The organism is Notoacmeibacter ruber (assembly GCF_003668555.1).
GTDB classification, from domain to species: Bacteria; Pseudomonadota; Alphaproteobacteria; order Rhizobiales; family Rhizobiaceae; genus Notoacmeibacter; species Notoacmeibacter ruber.
This window is the reverse complement of record NZ_RCWN01000001.1, coordinates 1,264,885-1,288,744: the sequence shown is the minus strand read 5'-3', so window position 1 is coordinate 1,288,744 and position 23,860 is coordinate 1,264,885. Positions and strand designations below refer to the sequence as shown.

Annotated in this window: 21 protein-coding genes; 10 read left to right on the top strand and 11 right to left on the bottom strand. The window is 58.5% G+C overall.

Going from position 1 to position 23,860, the window contains the following annotated elements:
- Positions 1–5: 5 nt before the first annotated feature.
- Entirely contained in the window at positions 6–488 is a 483-nt protein-coding gene (gene coaD, locus D8780_RS06110; RefSeq protein WP_199699627.1) for a pantetheine-phosphate adenylyltransferase, read from the bottom strand.
- Between the two features lie 145 nt (positions 489–633).
- On the opposite strand from coaD, the gene D8780_RS15820 reads away from it, so the two are divergent.
- A complete protein-coding gene (locus tag D8780_RS15820; RefSeq protein WP_199699563.1) occupies positions 634–777 on the top strand; it encodes a hypothetical protein in 144 nt (47 codons plus the stop codon).
- Between the two features lie 141 nt (positions 778–918).
- On the opposite strand, the gene gyrA is transcribed toward D8780_RS15820, so the two are convergent.
- Positions 919–3,753 carry a DNA gyrase subunit A gene (gyrA, locus tag D8780_RS06105; protein ID WP_121644809.1) on the bottom strand — a complete coding sequence of 945 codons (2,835 nt, stop codon included), beginning with the start codon at positions 3,751–3,753 and terminating at the stop codon, positions 919–921.
- 119 nt (positions 3,754–3,872) lie between these two features.
- Here gyrA and D8780_RS06100 point away from each other — a divergent pair, with 119 nt between their 5' ends.
- Both D8780_RS06100 and D8780_RS06095 read left to right on the top strand, forming a co-directional pair.
- Positions 3,873–4,499: a MarC family protein gene (locus D8780_RS06100; RefSeq protein ID WP_121644808.1), complete on the top strand. Its 627-nt coding sequence runs from the start codon at positions 3,873–3,875 to the stop codon at positions 4,497–4,499.
- Positions 4,500–4,568: 69 nt separating this feature from the next.
- Entirely contained in the window at positions 4,569–5,570 is a 1,002-nt protein-coding gene (locus D8780_RS06095) for a cation diffusion facilitator family transporter (RefSeq protein WP_121644807.1), read from the top strand.
- Between the two features lie 48 nt (positions 5,571–5,618).
- On the opposite strand, the gene ssb is transcribed toward D8780_RS06095, so the two are convergent.
- Complete coding sequence (gene ssb / locus D8780_RS06090) at positions 5,619–6,122, bottom strand: single-stranded DNA-binding protein (RefSeq protein ID WP_121644806.1); 504 nt, start codon at positions 6,120–6,122, stop codon at positions 5,619–5,621.
- A gap of 448 nt (positions 6,123–6,570) precedes the next feature.
- On the opposite strand from ssb, the gene D8780_RS06085 reads away from it, so the two are divergent.
- The 4 genes from D8780_RS06085 to D8780_RS06070 all read left to right on the top strand — a co-directional run bounded on the left by D8780_RS06085 (position 6,571) and on the right by D8780_RS06070 (position 11,855).
- The gene (locus D8780_RS06085; protein ID WP_210209457.1) at positions 6,571–6,978 is read left to right on the top strand and encodes a hypothetical protein; all 408 of its coding nucleotides are present in this window, start codon (positions 6,571–6,573) and stop codon (positions 6,976–6,978) included.
- Between the two features lie 150 nt (positions 6,979–7,128).
- A complete protein-coding gene (uvrA, locus tag D8780_RS06080; protein ID WP_121644804.1) occupies positions 7,129–10,053 on the top strand; it encodes an excinuclease ABC subunit UvrA in 2,925 nt (974 codons plus the stop codon).
- A gap of 17 nt (positions 10,054–10,070) precedes the next feature.
- Positions 10,071–11,024, top strand: coding sequence for a CAP domain-containing protein (locus D8780_RS06075; protein WP_121644803.1), 954 nt, complete (start codon positions 10,071–10,073; stop codon positions 11,022–11,024).
- A 27-nt stretch (positions 11,025–11,051) separates the two neighbouring features.
- Entirely contained in the window at positions 11,052–11,855 is an 804-nt protein-coding gene (locus D8780_RS06070) for a DUF72 domain-containing protein (protein ID WP_121644802.1), read from the top strand.
- 52 nt (positions 11,856–11,907) lie between these two features.
- Here the strand turns inward: D8780_RS06070 and D8780_RS06065 are convergent, their stop codons facing one another.
- The 3 genes from D8780_RS06065 to D8780_RS06055 form a co-directional block, all read right to left on the bottom strand.
- Complete coding sequence (locus D8780_RS06065; protein ID WP_121644801.1) at positions 11,908–12,321, bottom strand: DUF7282 domain-containing protein; 414 nt, start codon at positions 12,319–12,321, stop codon at positions 11,908–11,910.
- A gap of 78 nt (positions 12,322–12,399) precedes the next feature.
- Positions 12,400–13,728, bottom strand: coding sequence for a DUF2254 domain-containing protein (locus D8780_RS06060; protein ID WP_121644800.1), 1,329 nt, complete (start codon positions 13,726–13,728; stop codon positions 12,400–12,402).
- Positions 13,725–15,224: an NAD(P)H-hydrate dehydratase gene (locus D8780_RS06055; protein WP_121646402.1), complete on the bottom strand. Its 1,500-nt coding sequence runs from the start codon at positions 15,222–15,224 to the stop codon at positions 13,725–13,727. The genes D8780_RS06060 and D8780_RS06055 overlap by 4 nt, the downstream gene beginning before the upstream one ends.
- A 277-nt stretch (positions 15,225–15,501) precedes the next feature.
- Here D8780_RS06055 and D8780_RS06050 point away from each other — a divergent pair, with 277 nt between their 5' ends.
- Complete coding sequence (locus tag D8780_RS06050; RefSeq protein WP_121644799.1) at positions 15,502–15,840, top strand: P-II family nitrogen regulator; 339 nt, start codon at positions 15,502–15,504, stop codon at positions 15,838–15,840.
- Between the two features lie 83 nt (positions 15,841–15,923).
- Positions 15,924–17,333, top strand: coding sequence for a type I glutamate--ammonia ligase (gene glnA / locus D8780_RS06045; RefSeq protein WP_121644798.1), 1,410 nt, complete (start codon positions 15,924–15,926; stop codon positions 17,331–17,333).
- A gap of 81 nt (positions 17,334–17,414) precedes the next feature.
- Here glnA and D8780_RS06040 read toward each other — a convergent pair whose 3' ends face one another.
- Genes D8780_RS06040 through crcB form a run of 4 tightly spaced genes read right to left on the bottom strand, consistent with a single transcriptional unit; the run spans position 17,415 to position 20,314 of the window.
- Positions 17,415–18,215 (bottom strand): ATP12 family chaperone protein, encoded by an 801-nt coding sequence (locus tag D8780_RS06040; RefSeq protein ID WP_121644797.1) that lies wholly within the window; start codon positions 18,213–18,215, stop codon positions 17,415–17,417.
- Positions 18,216–18,234: 19 nt separating this feature from the next.
- Positions 18,235–18,894, bottom strand: coding sequence for an HAD-IA family hydrolase (locus D8780_RS06035; RefSeq protein ID WP_121644796.1), 660 nt, complete (start codon positions 18,892–18,894; stop codon positions 18,235–18,237).
- Positions 18,891–19,886, bottom strand: a complete 996-nt coding sequence (locus D8780_RS06030; RefSeq protein WP_121644795.1) for an RluA family pseudouridine synthase — start codon at positions 19,884–19,886, stop codon at positions 18,891–18,893. The genes D8780_RS06035 and D8780_RS06030 overlap by 4 nt, the downstream gene beginning before the upstream one ends.
- A 53-nt stretch (positions 19,887–19,939) precedes the next feature.
- Positions 19,940–20,314, bottom strand: a complete 375-nt coding sequence (gene crcB / locus D8780_RS06025) for a fluoride efflux transporter CrcB (RefSeq protein ID WP_121646401.1) — start codon at positions 20,312–20,314, stop codon at positions 19,940–19,942.
- A gap of 403 nt (positions 20,315–20,717) precedes the next feature.
- Here crcB and D8780_RS06020 point away from each other — a divergent pair, with 403 nt between their 5' ends.
- Positions 20,718–22,604 carry a glucan ABC transporter ATP-binding protein/ permease gene (locus tag D8780_RS06020; RefSeq protein WP_425373621.1) on the top strand — a complete coding sequence of 629 codons (1,887 nt, stop codon included), beginning with the start codon at positions 20,718–20,720 and terminating at the stop codon, positions 22,602–22,604.
- Here the strand turns inward: D8780_RS06020 and D8780_RS06015 are convergent.
- Entirely contained in the window at positions 22,514–23,857 is a 1,344-nt protein-coding gene (locus tag D8780_RS06015; RefSeq protein WP_121644793.1) for a replication-associated recombination protein A, read from the bottom strand. The two genes, D8780_RS06020 and D8780_RS06015, sit on opposite strands and share 91 nt — an antisense overlap.
- Positions 23,858–23,860: the final 3 nt, after the last annotated feature.

Sequence of the window (23,860 nt, the reverse complement as noted above, 5' to 3'; positions counted from 1 at the left end):
GTCGGTCAGAACTTGTTGCGCAGCGCGGCGGCAACACAGGGCGGCACAAAGGACGCCGCGTCGCCGTTCATGGCTGCGATCTGTCTGACCAATGTAGCGGTGATGAAGCTCACGTCAGGGGATGCGGGGAGAAAAACCGTTTCAACTTCCGGCGCCATGGCCCCGTTCATGCCGGCCATCGGCATCTCATAGTCCAGGTCTGTTCCGTTTCGAAGGCCACGGACAAGGATGCTTGCACCCGCCTCCCGCGCTGCATCAATCACGAGTCCTTCAAATGCGACGACATGGATACGGTCGGCACTGAACCTGCCGTCAAGAGTCTCATGGATCAGCTGGCGCCGCTCCTCGAAGGAAAAGAGCGGCTTTTTGGACGGGTGAACGCCAATGGCGACGACGAGGCGCTCGCAAAGGACCATCGATCGGCTGATAATGTCCACATGGCCATTGGTCAGCGGGTCGAAACTTCCGGAATAGAGAGCGGTTCGCAGCTTCATCATCGCCTTTTAGAAGGCTGCCGGCCCGCGAGCAACCGCCTTCAGTTCTTCGCTGAATAACTCGTTCAAAGCAGGTTCATCAGAAATTGTGCAACCTTTCCCCAGTTGCTCCGTTTTGGAAGCGCAAGGAGAAGAAATCATGCTTATATTGATGCTCGCTTTGACAATGATGATCGCCATGATGATCGCCACCCTCGTGACGGCACATCAGGAATCGGAGAAGCGACGGAGCGTGGAACTGCGTGTCAGGGCAACGCCTTTCGGCAGGAACGGGCGCTACTGACTGTCCTCTCCTCACGAGAAGCATTTTGATAACCGATTGATATTTTTGACTGGGTTTATTCCGACCCGCTAATCAAGGGGCCCGCCATCGAACATGGCGGGCCCTCATTGTTTCCGACATTAGAAACGCGCTCGATAACATTCAGTCTTCGTTATCAGACGGGTTTTCTTCGGTCGCAACGGCGGAGTCGGGCGCAACGCCGGCCTCATCAGTTTCCACGTGATCGACATCGCCCGGGGCAATCGTGTCATCGACCACCTGTTCTTCCTCTTGTTCGGGAATGCGCTCGACGGAGACCACCTTCTCGTCCTTCGACGTCCGGAAGATCGTCACGCCTTTGGTGGCGCGCCCGGCAATACGAATACCGCCGACAGGCACACGGATCACCTGGCCACCATTGGTCACAAGCATGATCTGATCGGCAGTTTCGATGGGGAAACAAGCGACCAGCTTGCCGATCTCCTTCTCACGGCCCGCCGCTGTCGCGCGGATGCCTTTGCCACCGCGACCAGTAACCCGGAAATCATGAGAGGACGATAGTTTGCCGAAACCGCGGCTGGATACCGTCAGCACCCACTGCTCTCTTTCGGCCATTTCCCGGTAGCGCTCCGGATCCAATACCAAATCATCGGACACAGCTTCTTCATCTGAGGCTGTCTCGGCTTCCTCGACGTCCCCTTGACGGCGCTCCGCCATGGATTGGCGCAGATAGGAGGCGCGCTCTTCCGCCGATGCGTCTGTCCCAGACAGGATCGCCATCGAAATGACGGTATCGTCATCACCCAGATTGATACCACGAACGCCCTGGCTCGACCGGCCGCCGAACACACGGACGTCGCTCACGCGGAAGCGGATGCACTGGCCGCTCGCCGTGGTCATCAACACATCGTCATGCTCCGTACAGGTTTCGACGCCGAGAATTTCGGTATCGTCGCCCTCCTCAAACTTCATGGCGATCTTGCCGTTCCGGTTCACCTGCACGAAATCGGAAAGCTTGTTGCGGCGCACAGTCCCCCGCGTCGTGGCGAACATCACATCGAGCTGACCCCAGCTATCTTCATCCTCCGGCAGAGGCAGGATGGACGTGATGCGCTCATTGTCCTGAAGGGGCAGCATGTTGCGCATGAATTTGCCGCGTGACTGCGGCGTACCAACCGGCAGGCGCCAGACCTTTTCCTTGTAGACAATGCCGCGAGAAGAGAAAAACAGGACCGGCGTATGCGTATTGGCGACGAACAGGCGCGTGACGAAATCCTCGTCTCTTGTCGACATACCCGAGCGGCCTTTGCCGCCACGGCGCTGCGCCCGATAGACGGACAACGGCACCCGCTTGATATAGCCGGTATGGCTGACGGTAACGACCATGTCTTCGCGAGCGATCAAATCCTCGTCGTCCATATCGGCGACGAAATCGCAGATCTCCGTTCGACGCGGTGTGCCAAACTCCGACTTCACAGCGTTCAGCTCATCCTTGATGATCTGCTGGACGCGAGCACGTGACGAGAGAATATCGAGATAGTCGCGGATCTCGGTCGCAATCGTTTCGAGCTCGTCGGCAATTTCGTCGCGACCGAGGGCGGTCAGACGTTGCAGGCGCAATTCCAGAATGGCGCGTGCCTGCTCTTCTGAGAGATTATAGGTGCCGTCTTCATTCAATGTATGGCGCGGATCGTCGATCAGCTCGATCAGCGGCGCGACGTCCTTTGCCGGCCAATTGCGCTCCATCAACTGCTCGCGCGCAATCTGCGGGTTCGGCGCACTACGAATGAGCGCGATGACCTCGTCGATATTTGCCACGGCGATAGCGAGACCGACGAGGACGTGCGCGCGGTCGCGCGCCTTGTTGAGCAGGAACTTGGTCCGACGGGTGACGACTTCCTCGCGGAAGGCGACGAAGGCGCGCAGCATGTCGAGCAGGTTCATCTGCTCGGGCTTGCCGCCATTCAGGGCAACCATATTGGCGCCGAACGACGTTTGTAGCGGCGTGAAACGATAGAGCTGGTTCAGCACCACATCCGCTGACGCGTCACGCTTCAGTTCGACCACGACCCGATAACCGGACCGGTCACTCTCGTCGCGAATATCGGAGATGCCTTCGATGCGCTTGTCGCGCACCAGCTCGGCCATCTTCTCGATCATCCCCGCCTTGTTCACCTGATAGGGGATTTCGGTGATGGCGATTGCTTCGCGCTCTCCGCGCAATTGTTCGATCGTTGCCCGGCCCCGCATGGGGATCGAGCCGCGGCCACTTTCATAGGCAGAGCGAATACCGGCGCGGCCGAGGATGAGACCACCGGTCGGAAAGTCCGGACCCGGAATGATCTCGGTCAGCTTTTCAATATCGATCGCCGGATCGTCGATCAGCGCGACACAGCCATCGACGAGTTCGCCGAGATTGTGCGGCGGAATATTCGTGGCCATGCCGACGGCGATGCCGCCCGAACCATTGACAAGAAGGTTGGGGAAGCGCGCCGGCAGAACCTTCGGTTCGCTCTCGGACCCATCATAGTTATCCTGGAAATCGACCGTATCCTTGTCGATGTCCTCCAGAAGCTCGTGGGCGAGCTTTGCCAGGCGGCTTTCCGTATAACGCATCGCCGCCGGCGGATCGTTGTCGATCGAGCCGAAATTGCCCTGACCATCGATCAGCGGATCGCGCAGGCTCCAGTCCTGCGCCATGCGGACCATGGAATCGTAAATCGCGGAATCGCCATGGGGGTGATATTTACCCATGACGTCACCGACGATGCGGGACGATTTCACATATTTACGGTTCCAGTGGTAACCGCTTTCATTCATCGCATAGAGAATGCGCCGATGAACCGGTTTCAGGCCGTCGCGCACATCGGGCAGCGCACGGCTGACGATCACGCTCATCGCGTAATCGAGATAGGAGCGCTGCATCTCCTCAATGATCGATATCGGCTCGAAGCCTTCGCCCTCGGAGCCGCCTGGCGGTATAGTCTGATCAGTCACGCGTGTTCACGTTTCCTGTTAGAATCACTTTCACCCTATATAGGGATTTTATCGAATAATTGCGCGTGCGAGGGCCACCTCGCCTGACGCTATCCAGAGTTTTCGGAGGATTTAGCGCCTTGGAGCCTGAACAACTGCTCGAACCCTTCGCCACCCTGTTCGTCACGATCGATCCGATCGGGCTGGCTCCGCTCTTTCTGGCCCTGACCGCGGGCATGGACCGGTCCGAACGCAATCATGTCGCGTTTAGCGGTGCGATTACCGGCCTCGGCATCCTCGTGGTCTTTGCCGTGGCCGGGCCGATCATCCTCAACCTGTTCGGCATTACATTACCGGCTTTCCGCGTCGCCGGCGGTCTTTTGCTGTTCTGGATCGCTTTTGAAATGATCTTCGGCAAACGCGTGGAACGAAAATCCAGCAATGTCAGCCAGGTTCGAAGCCGTACCGATCTCGCCAATCTGGCGGTCTTTCCGCTCGCCATCCCGCTCATTTCCGGGCCTGGAGCGATCTCCGCAACCATCCTCTTGTCGGAACGGTTTCCCAGTCCGACGGAACGGCTCGTCCTGATCGGCATCGTCACATTCGTCGTAGCGCTCTGCTACATCTTCTTTCGCATCGCGGATCGTATCGACGTCTATCTCGGAGAAACCGGGCGATCGGTTCTCACACGATTACTCGGCGTCATTCTGTCCGCACTCGCGGTGCAGTTCGTCGCAGATGGCGTTCGCGATCTGATTGCAGCCTGAGCAGCGGGATATGGCTGGTCGCGAACCTTCCACACATTATCTCCCCCTCCCCGATGGAGAAAACGAGACGTGAAGAATCCACGCAAATCCGAAGGCGCGAATGATGGGAGCGAAAGCACAGGCGCCGTTTTGGCCGCACTGTTCGCCAATCTTGGAATCGCGATCACCAAGTTCATCGCGGCAGCGCTGTCCGGCTCGGCCTCCATGCTGGCGGAGGGATTTCATTCTCTCGTCGACACGGCCAATCAGGGCTTTCTTCTGATCGGCATTCACCAGAGCAAGAAGCCGGCAGACGAACGTCATCCGTTCGGTTACGGCAATGCCCTGTATTTCTGGGCATTTGTGGTCGCCATCTTCCTTTTTAGCCTTGGCTGCGGCTTTTCGATCTATGAAGGCGTGACGCATCTGCTCCACGACGAAGCCGGAGTAAGCGGAGACGGTGCGTTTCCAACGATTGCGGTCGCCGTGCTCGTCATAGCGTTTCTTTTCGAAGGCTATTCCTGGAGTGTCGCCTTCAGAAATTTCGAGCGGACCCGAGCAGGTCGCGGCTTCTACAGCGACCTTCGCGACTTGAAAGATCCGGCGGTCTTCGTGGTTCTTGCCGAAGATACCGCGGCATGCATCGGCATCGTGATCGCAGCCGCAGGCGTGCTTCTCAGCTGGTATACGGCCATGCCGGTATTCGACGGCGCCGCATCCATCCTTATCGGCATTATACTCGGCATCGTGGCGATCATTCTCGCAATTGAGGTCAAGGCGCTGCTGATCGGCGAAACCGCCGATCCCGATGTCTTGTCAGATATACGCCAGAGGATGGCACGTCACCCCGAGATCGTCGCGGTCAACGAGCTGCGTTCCATGCACCTCGGACCGCGCGATATCCTCTTGGCGACAAGCCTCGATTTCCAGAACGAAATCAAGGCGGGTCGCATCGAGCAGCTTGTCAGCGAAATGGAAGAGGAAATTCGCCGGCGTCATCCAATGATCCGCAAGCTTTATTTCGAAGTGCAATCAGCTGCTGGTCATCGCACCTTCGCCGATCAAAGCAATGTGCCGTCCGGGGTGGACTAGACCGACAAGGCAAAGCCGCGGCGGCATCCCCTGCGGTCCAGAGCTGTCTTAGAACGGAATTTCGTCATCCATGTCGGAATAGCCGCCGCCGCTCCCGCCGGAACCGCCTCGGCCACCGCCATAATCATCGCCGGCACGGCTCGAACCGAAATCGGAGCCGCCTCGGCTCATATCGCGACCGCCGCCACCGGAGCCGCCATCCCGACTATCAAGCATCTGCAATTCGCCACGGAAATTTTGCAGAACCACCTCGGTGGAATAGCGATCATTACCGTTCTGGTCCTGCCATTTGCGGGTCTGAAGCTGGCCCTCGAGATAAACCTTTGCGCCCTTCTTGAGATATTGCTCGGCCACCTTTGCGAGGTTCTCGTTGAAGATCACGACATTGTGCCATTCGGTTCGCTCACGCCGCTCACCGCTATTGCGATCGCGCCATGTCTCGGAGGTCGCGATCCGCATATTGACGACCCTGCCGCCATTGTTCAGCGAACGTATCTCTGGATCGGCACCCAGATTGCCGACCAGAATGACCTTGTTCACGCTGCCTGCCATTATTTTTCCTTCCGCATGATTGACGCACCTCGGCGGCGCGACGATTTGGCGCGACCCTATACCTTTCCCGCCATGGCAGACCACCCCTACGCGCCGGTTGACATGACTTCATCAACAGCTCTATGTTCCTATTATGTTCTTGAAAATGTCAAGCCGGCCCCGGCCCGGAACTTTGATACTGAAAACATCAGAATGAATTTAAGTGAGAGGGTTTTTGACGAAGGCGTGCGGTCGGCGATCGAGTTCACATTTTCTGAACCCCTCGTGAACCGGACCCTCAAAGGCTGTTCAGTTGGTCTTCCGCAAGGTTAGATCGTTGACTGGACGCTGTCCTTGAGCCGGCGAGACTGAGCTGGCTCGTGTCGTTTTTTTTCAAGAACGAAAACGGGTGTGCAGCGTCCCTAGCCCAGAGGAGCCTGTCATGTCCCCCAGTGAAAGAAAGCTACCGTTGAGTATGATCGTCGCATTGGTCTTGCCACTTTTTGCCGTGGTCGATGCTTCAGCACAGAGTACTGCCGAGCCACTCAAAGAGATGGCGAAGCCCAATTTGCAGTTGAGACCAGAGACGATGCAAAGTGAACGAAGCGCGGCGTCCCGCCCCAAATGCGCTCCAGAAGCCTTCGAAGCCTACGGGCGCTCGGCTGCGCTTCGGCGCTCTGCGCGTGAGACGAGAGCCAAACGACGTGCTGTGCGCCGTTGGGTTCGTGCGATCGAAGGTCGCGACATTCTGCCCCGGAACCGCGGTAAGCCGGTCTATGGCACCGACTATTCCGACTTCAGCAAGGCAAAAGTGATTTCGTTCAACTGCGCAGGGCGTCCGCTGACCTGCAAACTGGTTGCCCATCCCTGCCGCTGAGGCAAGGTCAATCTAGGCAGTGCCGTTTCACGGCGGCGCTGCTCTCTCCCGCCAGCATATGTCAGGATGGTGGCGTGAAAGCGCTCGACATCGCTGATCGAATACCTACCTTCAGCACTGTCCACATTCCCGAAAGTACTGATCATTCGAATGGCTGAAAGCAAGTTCATTTCCGTGCGCGGCGCGCGCGAACACAATCTCAAAGATGTCGACCTCGACCTTCCACGCGACAGTCTGATCGTGATGACCGGTCTTTCGGGGTCGGGCAAAAGCTCTCTCGCCTTCGATACGATCTATGCTGAAGGCCAGCGCCGCTATGTCGAGTCGCTGTCGGCCTATGCACGCCAGTTTCTGGAAATGATGCAGAAACCAGACGTCGATCAGATCGACGGGCTGTCTCCGGCCATTTCCATCGAACAGAAAACGACGAGCAAGAATCCGCGATCGACCGTCGGGACCGTCACCGAGATCTACGACTATATGCGGCTTCTTTTCGCACGTGTCGGCGTGCCCTACTCGCCTGCGACAGGTCTTCCCATCGAGAGCCAGACGGTCAGCCAGATGGTCGACCGCGTCCTCGCGCTGGAGGATGGTACCCGCCTGTATCTTCTCGCGCCGATCGTCCGGGGCCGCAAAGGCGAATACCGGAAGGAACTGGCCGATCTGCAGCGCAAGGGTTTTCAGCGTATCAAGGTCAATGGCGAATATTACGAGATCGGCGAAGCTCCCGCGCTCGACAAGAAGTACAAGCACGATATCGATGTGGTCGTCGACCGCCTGGTCGTGCGCGAAGATATCGGGTCGCGTCTCGCCGATTCCATTGAGACCGCACTCGGTCTGGCAGATGGCCTGGCGGTGGCCGAATTCGCCGACCGGCCGCTTCCCGATGAGAAACTTGCCGCGGCCGGTGCAAACCGCAACAAGAACGAGACGCATGAAAGGATCATGTTCTCGGAAAATTTTGCCTGCCCGGTTTCGGGTTTTACGATTTCGGAGATCGAACCCCGCCTCTTCTCGTTTAACAATCCAGCTGGTGCATGCCCGGGCTGTGACGGTATTGGCCATCAGCAGGCCATCGACGAAGAACTGGTCATTCCGGACAAGGATGCCGTTGTCCGGGAGGGCGCCATCGCGCCCTGGTCGCGTTCTTCCTCTCCCTATTATCTTCAGACGCTCATCGGATTGGGCAAGGCCTATGGTTTCGATGTGTCCGACCGCTGGCGCGACCTGTCGCCAGAGGCAAGGAAGGCCATCCTCTACGGGACGGGCCGCTCCAAAATAGCGTTCGCCTATGATGATGGTATACGCTCCTACAAGACGTCCAAGACGTTTGAGGGCGTCATCCCGAACCTTCAGCGTCGCTGGAAGGAAACGGAAAGCGCCTGGTCGCGAGAGGAAATCGAGCGATACATGTCCGCGACGCCCTGCCCCACCTGCGATGGCTACCGACTGAAGCAGGAAGCGCTGGCCGTGAAGATCGACGGTCTTCATATCGGCGAAGTGACCGCGCAGTCGATTAAGGCGGCGGATGAATGGTTTTCCGACCTCGATACCAGGCTGAACGAGAAGGACCGGGAGATCGCCTACCGGATTCTGAAGGAAATCCGCGAACGGCTTCGCTTTCTCAATGATGTCGGTCTCGATTACCTCACCCTCTCACGTAATTCCGGCACGCTCTCCGGCGGCGAGAGCCAACGCATCCGCTTGGCGAGCCAGATCGGCTCCGGCCTTACCGGTGTGCTCTATGTTCTGGACGAGCCCTCCATCGGCCTTCACCAGCGCGACAATGACCGCCTTCTTGATACGCTGAAGCATCTTCGCGATCTGGGTAATACCGTCATCGTGGTCGAGCATGATGAAGACGCGATTCGCACAGCCGATTATGTGGTCGATATCGGCCCCGCTGCGGGTATTCACGGCGGCCGGGTTGTGGCTCAGGGAACACCGGCCGAAGTCATGGCCAACCCCAACTCCCTGACCGGTCAATATCTTTCCGGGTCACAGGAGATTTCAGTTCCGAAGAAGCGCCGCAAGGGGCAGAAGGGGCGCCGGATGAAGGTGGTCGGGGCCCGAGGCAACAATCTGAAGGACGTGACGGCCGAATTGCCGCTGGGCACCTTCACATGTGTGACCGGCGTGTCTGGCGGTGGCAAATCGACCTTCTTGATCGAGACCCTGTTCAAGGCGGCCAGCCGCAAGGTGATGGGCAGCCGCGATCACCCTGCCCCGCATGATCGGATCGAGGGTCTCGAATTCATCGACAAGGTGATCGATATCGACCAATCGCCGATTGGCCGCACGCCCCGCTCCAACCCGGCGACTTATACGGGTGCCTTTACGCCAATCCGGGAATGGTTCGCCGCACTGCCGGAATCGAAGGCGCGCGGCTATCAGCCGGGCCGTTTCTCCTTCAACGTCAAGGGCGGCCGTTGCGAAGCCTGCCAAGGCGATGGCGTCATCAAGATCGAGATGCACTTCCTGCCGGACGTCTACGTCACCTGTGATGTGTGCGACGGCAAAAGATACAATCGCGAGACGCTGGACGTGACATTCAAGGGCAAGTCGATCGCGGACGTCCTCGACATGACCGTCGAGGAAGGTGTGGAGTTTTTTGCTGCCGTTCCAGCGGTCCGCGACAAGCTGGAAACGCTCGAAAAGGTCGGACTCGGTTACGTGAAGGTCGGTCAACAGGCGACGACGCTTTCGGGCGGCGAAGCCCAGCGCATCAAGCTTGCCAAGGAACTGTCACGAAGGGCGACGGGACGGACGCTCTATATTCTCGACGAGCCGACCACTGGCCTGCATTTCGCCGATGTGGCCAAACTGCTCGAAGTGCTGCATGAACTTGTCGACCAGGGGAATACGGTCGCCGTCATCGAGCACAATCTGGAGGTCATCAAGACTGCGGATTATCTGCTCGATCTCGGACCCGAAGGCGGAACCGGCGGCGGTGAAGTCGTCGCATCCGGCACGCCCGAAGAGGTGGCGAAGGACAAGCGATCCTATACGGGCCAGTATTTGCGGCCACTGCTGGATCGTCCTGCCAAGGCCAAGGCGCCGGAAGCGGCCGAGTGAGGTTGGTGAACCGATCAATGCGGCCTGTCATGAGGGGCCTGCGCCTTCACGCCGCTGCTTGGACTTGTGTTCTGCTCGCCGCTCTCCTTCCGCTTTCGGCTGCTATCGCGCAAGACAACCAACAAGTGCTCGGCAGCCTTCGCAGCCATAGTGTCGAACTGGTCAACGCCTCCCGTGCGAGACACGATCTGCCACCGTTGACGCTTAGCGCGCCGCTGAACGAAGCGGCGCTCATCCATGCGCGTGACATGCTGAAAAACGATTATTTCTCGCATGTTACGCCAGACGGCGAGACAGCGCTCGATCGCTATCTTTCGGCAGGCGGCGACGATAGTCGGATCGTCCGCGAGAACATCGCGCGGTGCAGTGGATGCTCTGCCCCCGGCATCGAGGCTGTCGAGGAGCTTCACGAAGGCTGGATGAACAGCCCGGGCCATCGCGAGAATATTCTGGCGCGCGGGCTCACTAATTATGGATTTGCGGTGGTTTATGATGATGGCCGTCGTTTCGCCGTGGAAACCTTCGCCGGGCCAGGGACCTCTCTCAGTGGCGGCGATCATGGCGGCGAGCCAATCGATGCCGCCCGGCAGACGCAATTTGCCGTCGCGATGATCAACGAGACACGTAGCGGGACGACACCTCTCTCTTCGTCTTCGGGCCTCAGGCGCCACATTGAAAAGACGCTGCCCGACGCAGACTTCGACAGCGATGTTCTACAATCGCTCGACCTCCTCAAGGGACTTCCCCGACGCGAAGAGTGGCAGAGCCTGCAAGCCATCTCGGCGCGTTGCAGCGGCTGCGGATCGACCGTGACCCAATCGGATGTCGCCTATTTTGTCGAAGAATGGACCCGGAACAGCAGATACAAACCGATACTCGGTGATGCCGGCTACGCGGAGATGGCGCTTGTCATCAGCGCTGATGGCAAGGGCAGCAAGATTGCAGTGGCCATTTTCGCCGGACCATTATGAGATCACACAGATAGACGGGGGCGCCAGATGGCAGAGACGGGTTCGATACGCGCCGGCATTGGTGGCTGGACATTCAAGCCATGGGACGAAGCCTTCTACCCCGATGATCTCGCCAAAAAGCGTCAGCTCGAATATGCCAGCCGGCAATTGAAGACAATCGAGATCAACGGCACTTATTACGGCAGTCAAAAGCCGGCGACCTTTGCCAAATGGCGCGACGAAACGCCGGAGGGCTTTATCTTTTCGCTAAAGGCCAGTCGTTATTGCACCAACAGAAAAGTGCTTGCCGAGGCAGGTCCTTCCATCGAGAAATTTCTGACGCAGGGCATTATCGAGCTCGGTGACCGGCTAGGTCCCATCCTCTGGCAGTTCATGCCGACCAAGGCATTCGATCCGGACGACTTCAGCGCTTTTCTTGAACTTCTGCCTCAAAAGCAGGATGGTCTCGCACTCACTCACGTCGTGGAGCCGCGGCACCCCAGTTTCCAAACCGCTGAATTCGTGGAGTTGATCACCGCCCATGGTGTCGCGGCCGTTGTTGCGGATCACGCCGACTACCCGATGTTCGCCGACATCACTGCCGATTTCGTCTATGCCCGTCTTCAGAAGGGTTCGGACGATCTTCCGACCTGCTACAGCACTGAGGAAATCGAACAATGGGCTGGGCGATTCAGGGATTATTCAGAAGGCCTCGCACCGAACGATCTCGATCTGATTGCACCCGACAGGACGATTGAAAAGAAACCGCGCGACGTTTTCGTCTTTTTCATCTCCGGCGGAAAAGTGAACGCGCCGGTCGGCGCGAATGCCCTGCAGAAGGCTGTCGATTGAAAAGCCCCCGGCGGAGGTGCCGGAGGCTAAAAATTAGACTGTCGCAAAGGAATTATTGTGCGGTGACGACCTTCATGACCAGTTCGTCGTTGATCCGGATCGGTCCGTCTTCCTTTGCACCGAGTGTGTACTCGAATACGCCGGTTTCATTGCCGCCCGTTTCGCCATGGACCATGAGCATCAGCATATCGCCGGAGGCTACTTCTTCCTGAAGGATGGCGACGACGCTTTCATTGTCACCCGCTTTGAGCGGCGCGTAACCAACAACCGGTCCCGGCGCCATTTCTGAATCTGTGCGATGCACAACCAGCCAGCCATTTTCGGGAGCCGTAATGGTCTCGGCCATCACGGTGCCGCTGCTGACATCCTGATCCGACGCGCTGACGGATGCATCGGATTGAGCAAATACCGGCGTGGCAAAGGCGAAGCTGGCGATGGCGATCGTTGCAGTAAGCGTCTTTGTCATTTGTCTTTCCTCTCAAAACGTTTCGGTTACACAGTCTGGACGTTTCAATGAGGAAATGAGTTTCAACCGGGAGTGGATTTATGTCTCGTCGATTGGAACGGCCCGTTCGAGATTCTTTGCGGCGATGAACTTTTGATCGCTTTCATCACCTTCAAGGAGATATCGGCCCGCCGCTTTCACACGGTCAACCTCCCATTGGTAAGCCAACTTGTCGCTCGCGTAACGAAAAGCACGCCATGCCTGCGTTCTAAGCGTCTCGCCATAAGCCGCCGGCAAGATGACATAAAGCGCGACGAGCGACCGCTGGAGCGTCTCCGCAACTTCCACCACATGGGCGCCATCGCGCGCGATCGGCTCGAAAAGCGTACCGAAAAGACGATCGGGCTCGATCGGCACGACGCGTATGCGCTCGTCGCTCGGCCATTCGTCGATTTCTTCCGCTCTGATCCGGGCGTCATTGAAAACCGAGACCGATGTATTGACGATATCCATGGCCGTGCCCGGATCGTTTACTCCCGGTGAAAGCGCTCGGTCGGCGATCTCGGCCAGAATGCGAAGTCCCATTTCGGGATCTTCCTCAAGCGTTCGCACCCGGGAAACATCGAAGCAGGAGCGTAGAGAAGATGCCATCTCCTCGTCCACGTCGATTCCCCTGATCCATATGAGAGCAACCGATGGCGATACCCGGTATCCCGGCCGCGCGGCGATGAAAGCCTGCCAACTGCCCTCGGGCATGACCGCCTTGATATCAGCGCAACTGAACGTGACGACGATACCGGATTGCTTCGGATAGACCGGGATCGCGTCGCGGGGCGGCTCTTCACCGACGTCAGCAACAACCCCTCCCCGGCCCGGATTTGCGAAATATTCGGCGAGAAGTGTCGTCACTCGTCCGGCGACCCGTTCGATCGTGTGTCGAAGCTGGCCCATACGGGTCACATGGTCGATCCAGTAGACGAAAGTGCCGACCACCCAAAGGAATACGGCGAGTGTCATCAAAAAGAGCACGACACGGCCGGGCGATCCGAAATAACTGAAATTGACCCCCATGAGACCGATCATGGCAAAGATAAACGCACCGATGAAGCTGGATATGGCCTGGCGGGTAGACGTGTCGGAGACCACGATATCGAAGGCTCGAGGCGTCGTATTGTTCAGCGCCGCATTATAGGTCGAAACCATGACGGAGACTGCGAACGTCGCGACGGCCAGCATGGACGACGCGATGATCGTCAGCAAATTTTCGATGGTTTCGACGGAAACATCGAGAAAGGCGATCTCGGGGAAGAAAACGTCGGTTGTCGTGGCGACAAAGACCGTGGCTACTGCCAATATGCAGTAGATCGCGGGCCGCACCCACAGCCGCCCTTTCAGCCAGCGCCAGAAGCGCTTCAGCTTGATCCTCATTGTCCCCTCTCCTCAGTATCGAATAGCGACTCTAGAATGGCCGGCAATTGATCCGGCAGGTCGTCGGCGACAAGACCTCTGCCGAACGAACGAGCCGCTTCCGCGTGAAGCCAGGCGGCTGCACAGGCGGCAAGGAAGAGTGGCATATTCTGTGCGGCCAGCCCCGCGATTATGCCAGCGAGTACGTCCCCGGAGCCCGCCGTTGCAAGTAGAGGCGTACCGTTCGGGTTGATTGCGATACAGCCATCCGGCTCGGCGATCACCGTGTCAGAGCCTTTCAGGAGAACAATGGCTCCCGATCGCCGCGCCGCTTCGGCTGCCTTTTCGGTTTTGGCGTGACCTTCGGCGAGGTTAGGAAACAGACGAGAGAACTCACCCTCATGCGGCGTCAAAACCACGTTTTTTTTGCCGGCGCGGATCGCATCGAACAGCGTCTCTGGATCCTCACGGAAGCTGGTCAGCGCGTCTGCGTCGAGCACGATGGTCTTCAAGGCGCTATTGCTGGCCTTAAGGAGGCCCAATACGAGCTTTTTCAACGGCTCGCCGACACCATATCCGGGGCCGATCACCGCGGCCCTCTCCTTCCCGTTACACGCACGCTCGAGCGCGTCTTCACGCGTCTCAGCTTCATTGACCATGATAGCGGTCAGATGTGCGGCATGTACTCGCGCAGCGTCGGGCGGCGCGACGAGAGTGACCGCGCCTGCGCCTGCTCTCGCGGCTGCAAGGGCGGAAAGACGCGAAGCCCCGGTGGAAAGCGCCGCACCGGAAAAGATCAGAGCGGCCCCCCGCTCATATTTATGGGTGCTGTTTTCCGATGAGGGTAAGGACCCGATCCAAAGAAAGGGCCCATTGAGCCGACAATTTGAATCGATCGTACGAAGCACCCTCTCTTCAATCCCGATCTGTTTGACGTGCAGCCGGCCCGTATTGCCCCTGCCCGGATAGAGCCAATGGCCGGGCTTGCCGCGAAAAAAAGTGACCGTATCGGATGCCTCGATCGCAGTCCCATAAATCTTGCCATCATTTCCGCCGATGCCGCTCGGAATATCGACCGCAACGATTGTCGCAGCCGATCCATTTGCACGCTCCACCGCCTCGAGCGCGTCGCCCTCCAGTGGCCGGGAAAGCCCCGCACCGAACAGAGCGTCGACGATGATGGCGGACCCGTCCGGCCGAAACTCGCTCAGGGGTCGGACGTCTTTACCCCATTTCGACCGCGCCCATGCCGCATCGCTATCATCTTTTGGCGCGGCCACCGCGAAAATCTCGACGTTCCGCCATTCCCTGACGAGAATTGCGCCGAGCGCGTATCCGTCACCCCCATTATTACCCGGACCGCACAGGATCTGTATCAGCTGGTCGGCCCCCGCCAACTGGCGGATGATGCTGGCGACCGCTTCGGCGGCATTCTGCATCAGATCGCACCCAGACAGGCCGCTATCCATTGTCAGTTGGTCCGCCTGCGCCATCTGTTGGGTCGTCAAAAGATGCATGTTCGCTCCCGTCGCTTCGACGACGGTAGATGCGAGGCATTCAGGATCAATCAACCTTTCTGCGAACCGGACTGTGATGCTACCCTTGCCCAACTTGAATGCATATTGCCTATCCTTTAGGCGTTGGCTTGAATATCGATCAGCTGTTCGATTGCAGAAGGACGCAATGCGCCAGCTTTTGGCGGCGCCGGTTCTGACTGGCATGGAACATGCTTAATCCTTACCGGGCGGGCACATCAGCGTCCGGTCACTTCATCAGGGGAGGCCTCCAAATTTCATGAAAAAGATCGAAGCGATCATCAAACCTTTCAAACTGGACGAGGTGAAAGAAGCGCTGCAGGACGTTGGTCTGCAGGGTATCACCGTTACCGAAGCCAAGGGTTTTGGCCGGCAGAAAGGGCACACCGAACTTTACCGGGGTGCTGAATACGTGGTCGATTTTCTTCCCAAGGTGAAAGTCGAAATCGTCCTTTCGGACGAGAGCGTGGAAGCAGCGATCGATGCCATCCGCGGCGCGGCTCAGACCGGCCGGATCGGCGATGGCAAGATTTTCGTTTCCGCCATCGAGGAAGTGATACGCATCCGTACCGGTGAAACCGGAGCCGATGCCGTTTGACGGGAATTTCTTTCCTCCTCCTACCACCGGCTGATGCCGGTAAAATCTAATAAAGCCTCACGAACCCAAGGGGACTGCATAGAATGACTTCGGCTAGCGATATCGCAAAGCAGATCAAAGATAATGACGTAAAATTCGTCGACCTGCGCTTCACGGACCCGCGCGGCAAGATGCAGCACGTCACCATGGACGCCAGCCTTTGCGACGAAGACCTCTTCGCTGAAGGCGTCATGTTCGACGGTTCATCCATTGCCGGCTGGAAGGCCATCAACGAATCCGACATGCTTCTCATGCCGGACAACGATACGGTTCACGTCGACCCGTTCTTCGCCCAGTCGACCATGTCGATCTTCTGCGACATTCTCGACCCGGTTTCCGGCGAATCCTATAACCGCGATCCGCGCGGCACCGCCAAGAAGGCCGAAGCCTACATGAAGGGCGAAGGCGTTGGCGACACCATCTATTTTGGCCCGGAAGCCGAGTTCTTCGTCTTCGACGACGTCAAGTTCAGCACGGATCCGTACAATACGGGCTTCCAGCTCGACAACATCGAGTTGCCGACCAATACGGGCGCCGATTACGAGACCGGTAACCTCGGCCACCGCGTGCGGACCAAGGGCGGCTATTTCCCCGTACCGCCGGTCGACAGCGCGCAGGACATGCGTTCGGAAATGCTGACGGTTCTCTCAGAGATGGGCGTGAAGGTCGAAAAGCACCACCACGAAGTGGCAGCAGCGCAGCACGAACTCGGCATCATGTTCGATGAGATGGTCCGTAACGCCGACAAGATGCAGATCTACAAGTATGTCGTCCATCAGGTCGCCAACGCCTACGGTAAGACGGCAACCTTCATGCCGAAGCCGGTCTATGGCGATAACGGCACGGGCATGCACTGCCACCAGTCGATCTGGAAAGGTGGCGAGCCGACCTTCGCTGGCGACCTCTACGCTGGCCTGTCGGAAACCTGCCTTCACTACATTGGCGGCATCATCAAGCACGCCAAGGCACTGAACGCCTTCACCAACCCGTCGACCAACTCCTACAAGCGTCTGGTCCCGGGCTTCGAAGCACCGGTTCTTCTCGCCTATTCGGCGCGTAACCGTTCGGCATCCTGCCGTATTCCGTTCGGCTCTTCGCCGAAGAGCAAGCGTGTGGAAGTGCGGTTCCCCGATCCGATGGCGAACCCCTACCTCTGCTTCGCTTCCATGCTGATGGCTGGCCTCGACGGCATCAAGAACAAGATCCATCCCGGCGACGCCATGGACAAGGATCTCTACGATCTTCCGCCGGAAGAGCTGAAGGACATCCCGACCGTCTGCGCTTCCCTGCGCGAAGCTCTGGAAAGCGTCGATGCCGACCGCTCCTTCCTGACCGCTGGCGGCGTCTTCGACGACGATCAGATCGACGCCTATATCGATCTGAAGATGGAAGAGGTCATCCGCTTCGAGCACACGCCGCACCCGGTCGAATTCGACATGTACTATTCGGTCTGATCAGCCGGTAGCGTAGAAACAGAAAAGGCCCCGGTTTCGCCGGGGCCTTTTTCATATCGATAACAGCCTCGCATATGATCTCTACGAAGCGCGCACGGCGTGAAAAAGCTCAGCAGCCGCCTTCATCTCGGTCCAGCGTGCCTCCCTCATCCGCTTCGCCTCGAAGTCCTCGCCCCATTGCGCAATATTCCAGTCCTCATCGACATGCGCCGCCGTCCAGGCATCCTCCGGAGTGATCCGCCCCTCGGCCACCGCGACGGCCAGGAAGACGGAGCCCGTCAATGTGGTCATGGAATGCATCGCCGCCAGCTGGAAAGCATCGCGGTATCGGCCGACATATCGCGCGAAGCCAGCCAGAGCCTCTTCCGGCTGTTCGGCATAGACGATGCCGCCTGTGGTGATGAACGCGCCTCCCGTCTCCTCGCATATCCACGCCAGTAGCGGATCCCATTTCTCCTGCTGGTTGGCGACCAGTCCCGCAGGCCCCTCGGCGCGATAGCACAGGAGGTCTGAGCCAGCGAAACGGACAAGGTCTCCCGCGACCGCCTCTGCATTATCGGCGACTGCTTCAACCGCACTGTTAGCCAGCCGGAAAGCCGGCATTGCCGCCGGATCGAGAACATCCTTCTGGGATGCAAATTCTGCCGCGATCAGCTCGGCAAGCGCGCGCGTCGGGAATGCGAGGACCTTTCGTCCCGGCGTCTTGACCGTCCGCCCGTCCAGCAGAATGGCATAGGCGGAGACGTCATCGGCCTCTTCGACCGTGACCTCCTTGTAAAACCGCTTGGGAAGCGGACGGCGCATCTGTTCGCGGGCCTTCTGCGTCGGATCGGTATCCAACTGGCGGCTGCCCTGTTCGATGGATTCCAGCTGGTCGCGCATGAGCGCGCTCCTTTCTTCTTCAAACCGTCTGCGGCAAATGGTCGAGCAGCTCGGAAGGCTGGCTCAGAACTGCGAATGCGCCGGTTCTCAGCAGATCCTCCACCGTGCCATAGCCCCAATCAACACCGATGGCGGTGGCACCCGCCGAAACCGCCATCTCCATGTCATAAACCGTATCGCCGACCACAATGGCCTCAGTCGGGTCCGTACCGACTTCCGCGCAACACTCAAGGACCATGGCGGGATGCGGCTTGCTCGGACAGTCGTCCGCCGTTCTCACCGTTACGAAATTGTGGCCGAATCCATGCGCCTCGAAAACACTTTCGACACCCCGGCGGCTCTTGCCAGTAACGATTCCGAGAAGCACGTCATCTCTATCCGCAAGCCCGCTTATGAGCTCGGCCATCCCATCATAAATGGGGTCGACGTGGCCCCCTTCCAAGCGCAGGCGCCGATAGTTGCTTTTGTAGCGCTCGACCAGTTGGGGCAGGTTCGGCTGATAGGTCTCCGGTAACAACTCGGCGATCGCCAGATCGAGGCTACGGCCGATCACCCCCCTGGTCGCCAGTTGATCGGGGTGTGAGAGGCCGTGTTCGGCGAAGGTCTCATCCATCGTGGCGCAAATGAGCCCGGCGCCGTCAACAAGCGTCCCGTCGCAATCGAAAAGGACGAGTTTCATTCTTCGGATTCCTCGACCTTTTCGGCCGTTCCCTCATCGAAGCCCAGCAAATTCCAGCTCTGGATCATGTGCGGTGGTAGCGGCGCTGTGACGTCGACCATCCCTCCGTCCGGATGCGGAATACGGATCCGGCGGGCATGAAGGTGCAGCTTGTTCTGGATGCCACCGGGAAATTCCCAGTTCTGATCCGCCTCGAAATATTTCGGATCGCCGATAATGGGATGGCCCATATGCAGCGCATGGACACGAAGCTGGTGTGTACGGCCGGTCTCCGGTTCCATGCGAACCCATGCGAGTTCCTGTCCGACATGCTCGATGACCTTGTAGGTCGAGATGGCGTGGTCCGCCTCCTTGCTCTGGCGAACATTACGCATCCGGTCGCCATCCGGCGTCTGCTCCTTGATCATCCATGTCGAAATCCGTCCGGCCAGGGGCTTGGGCAGACCTTTGACGAGAGCCCAATAGGTTTTCCGGGTCGTCCTTTCACGGAAAGCACCCGTCAGCTTCTGCGCCGCGCCTCGCGTCCGCGCTACGACAAGCACGCCGGATGTATCACGGTCCAGCCGATGGACCAGACGGGGCTTTTCGCCTTTCTGGTTCCGCCATGCCTCCAGCATGGAATCGACAGACCGCATGATGCCGGACCCGCCCTGGACGGCCAGGCTTGCAGGCTTGTTGAAGACGAGAACCTTCTTGTCTTCATAAAGCAGCATGGAGGAGAGGAGATCCCCATCGGCGCGGTCCCTCATCGTTTTATGCGTCAGGGGCGCATTCGACTTACGGTCGGTGGCAAGTGGCGGAACACGAACAGATTGCCCCGCCTGTAGCCTCGTATCCGATTTGACGCGGCCACCATCGACACGCACCTGTCCGCTTCGGAGCAATTTCTGCAGCGCGCCGAACCCGAGGCCCGGATAGTGGGCCTTGAACCACCGGTCCACACGCATGCCTGCCTCGTCGTGATCGACGGTAATCTGTTCCACGCCAGCCATGGAAACCCTGTCATTCAAGTGTTGGTGGCGGATATCGCCGTACTGCGTCCGCTCTAACCGGCCATGCGTCCCAAGGCCAGCCCCGCAAAGATTGCGAGGATCGATGCGACAACGCTTGCTGCAACGTAAAACGCGGTCAGACCTGAAGCGCCTCTCTCCCAAAGGGTCGCAACATCGAGACTGAAGGAAGAGAACGTGGTAAAACCGCCGAGCAGCCCCGTCGCCAGAAAAAGACGCCATTCCGCGCCGGGTAGACGTGGCAGAAGCCAACTCACCAACAGACCCATGAGAAAAGAACCGACCACGTTTACGGTCAGGGTCCCATAGGGAAAACCGGAACCGAAAAGGCGGAAGGTGCCTATTCCGACCAAATGGCGCAAACCCGCTCCAAGGGCCCCGCCAATCATGACGGCCAAGGTTCCCTGCATGTTGTCCGTCCCCATCTCACTTTTTTAAATATGTTCAACAGCTTGCAACAAGAGCCATGCAATTAGGGAATGGTGGTCGCGTGAATTTTGCATAGCAAATCGTAGAAAGCGTCTGAACCCCACCGCTCAAGGTATATTATGCGATCTCTATACGATTGTGGATTCAATCGTTTGAGAAAACATCTGCATCCAGTGGATGATTTTGCAGCGCATCATAATCGCCACACCCTCATCACAATTCATCTTCGAGCGTCAATCTATCGCGGAAACCCATTTCGCGCCAAGGCATTACATCATCACGCGAGCGTTTCGTTCGAGGACGGAGTTCGAGACGCTAAACGAAGCGTGGTGCAGGCTGCCGATTTCATGCGGCGGCGCAACACATTGTGCGGGCATTTCGAGTTTGAATTATTCCGAGTCAGTTTTCCCCTCCACCGTCTTTTCCCTTTATCTCAGAGCGATCCGTTATCTTTTGCCTGAGAAGAAGAAGGTGGCTGTCATCTGCGCTGCAAACGTAGCGCTCGCCGCCATTGCCGTTTACGAGCCGGTCCTCCTGGGCCGCGTATTCGATGCCATTGCAGGAGACGGGTCGATCACGACCAATCTCGTCATTTGGCTGGCGATCGGCGCCTTTAACATCGTCGCTTTCATCCTGGTTGCCCTCGCCGGCGACCGGCTCGCCAACAAGCACAAAATGCAGGTGCTTCTGGAGAGCTATGAGCATGTCATGCGGCTGCCGCTGGCCTACCATCAGCAGACAGGCAGTTCGCGCGTTCTTCACACCGTGCTGCGGGGCGTCGATACGCTGTTCGCCCTTTGGCTGGATTTCATGCGCGCGCATCTATCCACCGTTGTGGCACTGGTCTTTCTCGTCCCGACGGCCCTAGCCATGGACTGGCGTCTGAGTGTCGTCCTGTTCGGTCTCGCCGCGGCGTATGCGATGACGAGCCGCTTCGTCATGCAGAAGACCGAGCACGGGCAACGCGCACTGGAGCAGTCCAACCATCATGTGTTCGGCCACGTGACCGATACGATCAGCAATGTCGGTGTTCTGCAAAGCTATAACCGGATTGCCACTGAAACGAATACGCTCCGGATTTTTGCTCACCGCCTGCTCGACGAACAATATCCGGTCCTCAACTGGTGGGCCCTGGCCGCGACCCTCAACCGCCTGGCTTCCACTCTTTCCATGGCTGTCGTGCTGCTGATCGGAAGTCTTCTCGTCAGCCGCGGCGAGCTTGCCATCGGCGATGTGATCGCCTTCACCGGATTTGCTGGTCTGCTCATTTCCCGGCTCGATCAGATCACAGGCTTCCTGACGCAACTGCACGACAGCCGCGCCAAGCTTCAGGAGTTCTTTCGGCTGGAGAATGAGGCGGGCGGAGAGCCACGCATGTGCAGCAAGCCCGCGTTGGGCGCCGTGAGCGGCGCTGTCCGGTTCGAAAACGTCTCGTTTCAGTACCCCTCGTCCCATTGCGGCGTTTCCGATATCGCGTTTTCCGTTCTGCCGGGACAGACGGTTGCGCTGGTCGGACCGACGGGTTCCGGCAAAAGCACGATCATCAATCTTCTTCAGGCCGTTCAGACACCTCAGGAGGGCCGGATCACGATCGACGGGACCGATATCAGTGACGTCTCGCGCGAGTCGCTCAGACGCAATATCGCCACCGTCTTCCAGGACCCCTCAATCCTGAACCGGACCATCGAAGAAAATATCCGCGTTGGACGCGAACCTGCCAGCCGGGACGAGATTGCCAAGGCTGCGCACACCGCGTCAGCGGCGAGCTTCATCGAATGCAAGGATGGCGGATACGATGCTGCGGCCGGTGATCGCGGCGCATGTCTGTCGGGCGGCGAACGTCAGCGGATCGCCATTGCACGCGCGGTGCTCAAGAATGCGCCCATTCTTGTTCTGGATGAAGCCACCAGTGCGCTCGATGTCGAGACAGAGAGCAAGGTGCAGATCGCACTGAACCAGCTTCGGCAGGGCCGGACGACCTTTGTCGTCGCTCACCGTCTCTCGACCATCCGCAATGCCGACCTGATTCTCGTGATCGAGGACGGGCGGATCGTAGAGCGCGGCAGTTACGACGTGCTGGCCGCGGAAGGTGGCCGGTTCGCCGCTCTCCTCGCAGCGGGTGGTTTTCAGGCCGATCCGTCGGAAGTGGAACCCGCGATCGAGCGCCAAAGCGCCAATGGTCAGCCGTTTCCGCGGTCGCGGCGGAGCTTGCTCCAATACTCCAGTCGTTTGCCAATCTCGCGCTCGAAACCACGGTCGACGGGCCGGTAAAAATCCCGTCGACCCATCTTCTCGGGAAAGTAGTCCTGACTTGAAAAGGCATCCGGCTCATCGTGGTCATAGCGATAGCCCTCGCTATACCCCTCCTCCTTCATGAGCTTTGTCGGAGCGTTCAGGATATGGCGGGGTGGCAGGAGAGACCCGTTCTCCTTGGCGCTCCGCATAGCGGCCTTATAGGCTGTGTAGACCGCGTTGGATTTCGGCGCTGTCGCGAGATAGACCGTGGCTTCCGCCAAGGCCAGTTCCCCTTCCGGACTTCCCAGATAATCATAGGCGTCCTTGGCCGCGTTTGCGATCACGAGCGCCTGAGGATCGGCAAGACCGATGTCTTCGCTCGCCATACGGACGAGCCTTCGTCCAAGATAGAGAGGGTGCTCGCCCGCATCGAGCATTCGGCAAAGATAGTAGAGTGCCGCGTCGGGATCGGAGCCCCGGACAGCCTTATGCAATGCTGATATCAGATTGTAGTGGCCGTCCTGGCTCTTGTCGTAGACCGGTGCGCGGCGCTGAAGAATCGATTGGAGCTCTTCCGCGTCCAGCGTTTCCCCACTCTTGGCCGAACGCCAGACCTCTTCCGCCAGCGTCAATGCAGCACGGCCGTCACCATCCGCCATGCGAATGAGAACGGCGCGGGCTTCGTCATCGAGCGGCAGCTTTTTCTCATCCGTTTCTTCCGCCTTCGCCAGAAGTGCCTCGATATCCTCGCCATCCAGCGAACGAAACGTCAGGACCCTGGCGCGCGAAAGCAAGGCGGCGTTGAGTTCGAAACTCGGATTTTCGGTGGTGGCACCAACAAGAATAACGGTACCGTTTTCCATAACCGGCAGAAAGCTGTCTTGCTGCGCGCGATTAAAACGATGAATCTCGTCGACGAACAGCAGGGTCTGTCGCCCTTGCGACCACCGCATCCGAGCGGCCTCGAAAACCTTTTTCAGCTCTGCAACGCCTGAAAAGATCGCCGATATCTGCTCGAAGGACAGATCGGTCTGACCGGCGAGCAATCGGGCAACTGTCGTTTTTCCCGTTCCCGGCGGTCCCCAGAAGATCATCGAGCCCAATGTGCCCGACCGCAGCATGCGTGTAAGAGCGCCATCGTCGCCGGTTAGATGGTTCTGGCCAACGACCTCGGACAAGCGAGTGGGCCTGAGCCGATCGGCAAGAGGACGGTTCACCGCGGTGCCCTGCCCGGCTTGCTCTCTTTCAGGCGTTGCGTCGTCCGTGGTGGGTCCGAAAAGATCAGCCATTGG

Excerpts from the sequence above, each read along its gene's own strand:
- D8780_RS06055 (WP_121646402.1), bottom strand. The coding sequence starts at position 15,224 with ATGCATCTTTTGACGACCCAACAGATGGCGCAGGCGGACCAACTGACA.
- D8780_RS06065 (WP_121644801.1), bottom strand. The coding sequence starts at position 12,321 with ATGACAAAGACGCTTACTGCAACGATCGCCATCGCCAGCTTCGCCTTT.
- D8780_RS06050 (WP_121644799.1), top strand. The coding sequence starts at position 15,502 with ATGAAAAAGATCGAAGCGATCATCAAACCTTTCAAACTGGACGAGGTG.
- glnA (WP_121644798.1), top strand. The coding sequence starts at position 15,924 with ATGACTTCGGCTAGCGATATCGCAAAGCAGATCAAAGATAATGACGTA.
- D8780_RS06030 (WP_121644795.1), bottom strand. The coding sequence starts at position 19,886 with ATGGCTGGCGTGGAACAGATTACCGTCGATCACGACGAGGCAGGCATG.
- D8780_RS15820 (WP_199699563.1), top strand. The coding sequence starts at position 634 with ATGCTTATATTGATGCTCGCTTTGACAATGATGATCGCCATGATGATC.
- D8780_RS06075 (WP_121644803.1), top strand. The coding sequence starts at position 10,071 with ATGCGGCCTGTCATGAGGGGCCTGCGCCTTCACGCCGCTGCTTGGACT.
- D8780_RS06070 (WP_121644802.1), top strand. The coding sequence starts at position 11,052 with ATGGCAGAGACGGGTTCGATACGCGCCGGCATTGGTGGCTGGACATTC.
- D8780_RS06040 (WP_121644797.1), bottom strand. The coding sequence starts at position 18,215 with ATGCGCGACCAGCTGGAATCCATCGAACAGGGCAGCCGCCAGTTGGAT.
- ssb (WP_121644806.1), bottom strand. The coding sequence starts at position 6,122 with ATGGCAGGCAGCGTGAACAAGGTCATTCTGGTCGGCAATCTGGGTGCC.
- crcB (WP_121646401.1), bottom strand. The coding sequence starts at position 20,314 with ATGCAGGGAACCTTGGCCGTCATGATTGGCGGGGCCCTTGGAGCGGGT.
- D8780_RS06015 (WP_121644793.1), bottom strand. The coding sequence starts at position 23,857 with ATGGCTGATCTTTTCGGACCCACCACGGACGACGCAACGCCTGAAAGA.
- uvrA (WP_121644804.1), top strand. The coding sequence starts at position 7,129 with ATGGCTGAAAGCAAGTTCATTTCCGTGCGCGGCGCGCGCGAACACAAT.
- D8780_RS06035 (WP_121644796.1), bottom strand. The coding sequence starts at position 18,894 with ATGAAACTCGTCCTTTTCGATTGCGACGGGACGCTTGTTGACGGCGCC.
- D8780_RS06060 (WP_121644800.1), bottom strand. The coding sequence starts at position 13,728 with ATGAGGATCAAGCTGAAGCGCTTCTGGCGCTGGCTGAAAGGGCGGCTG.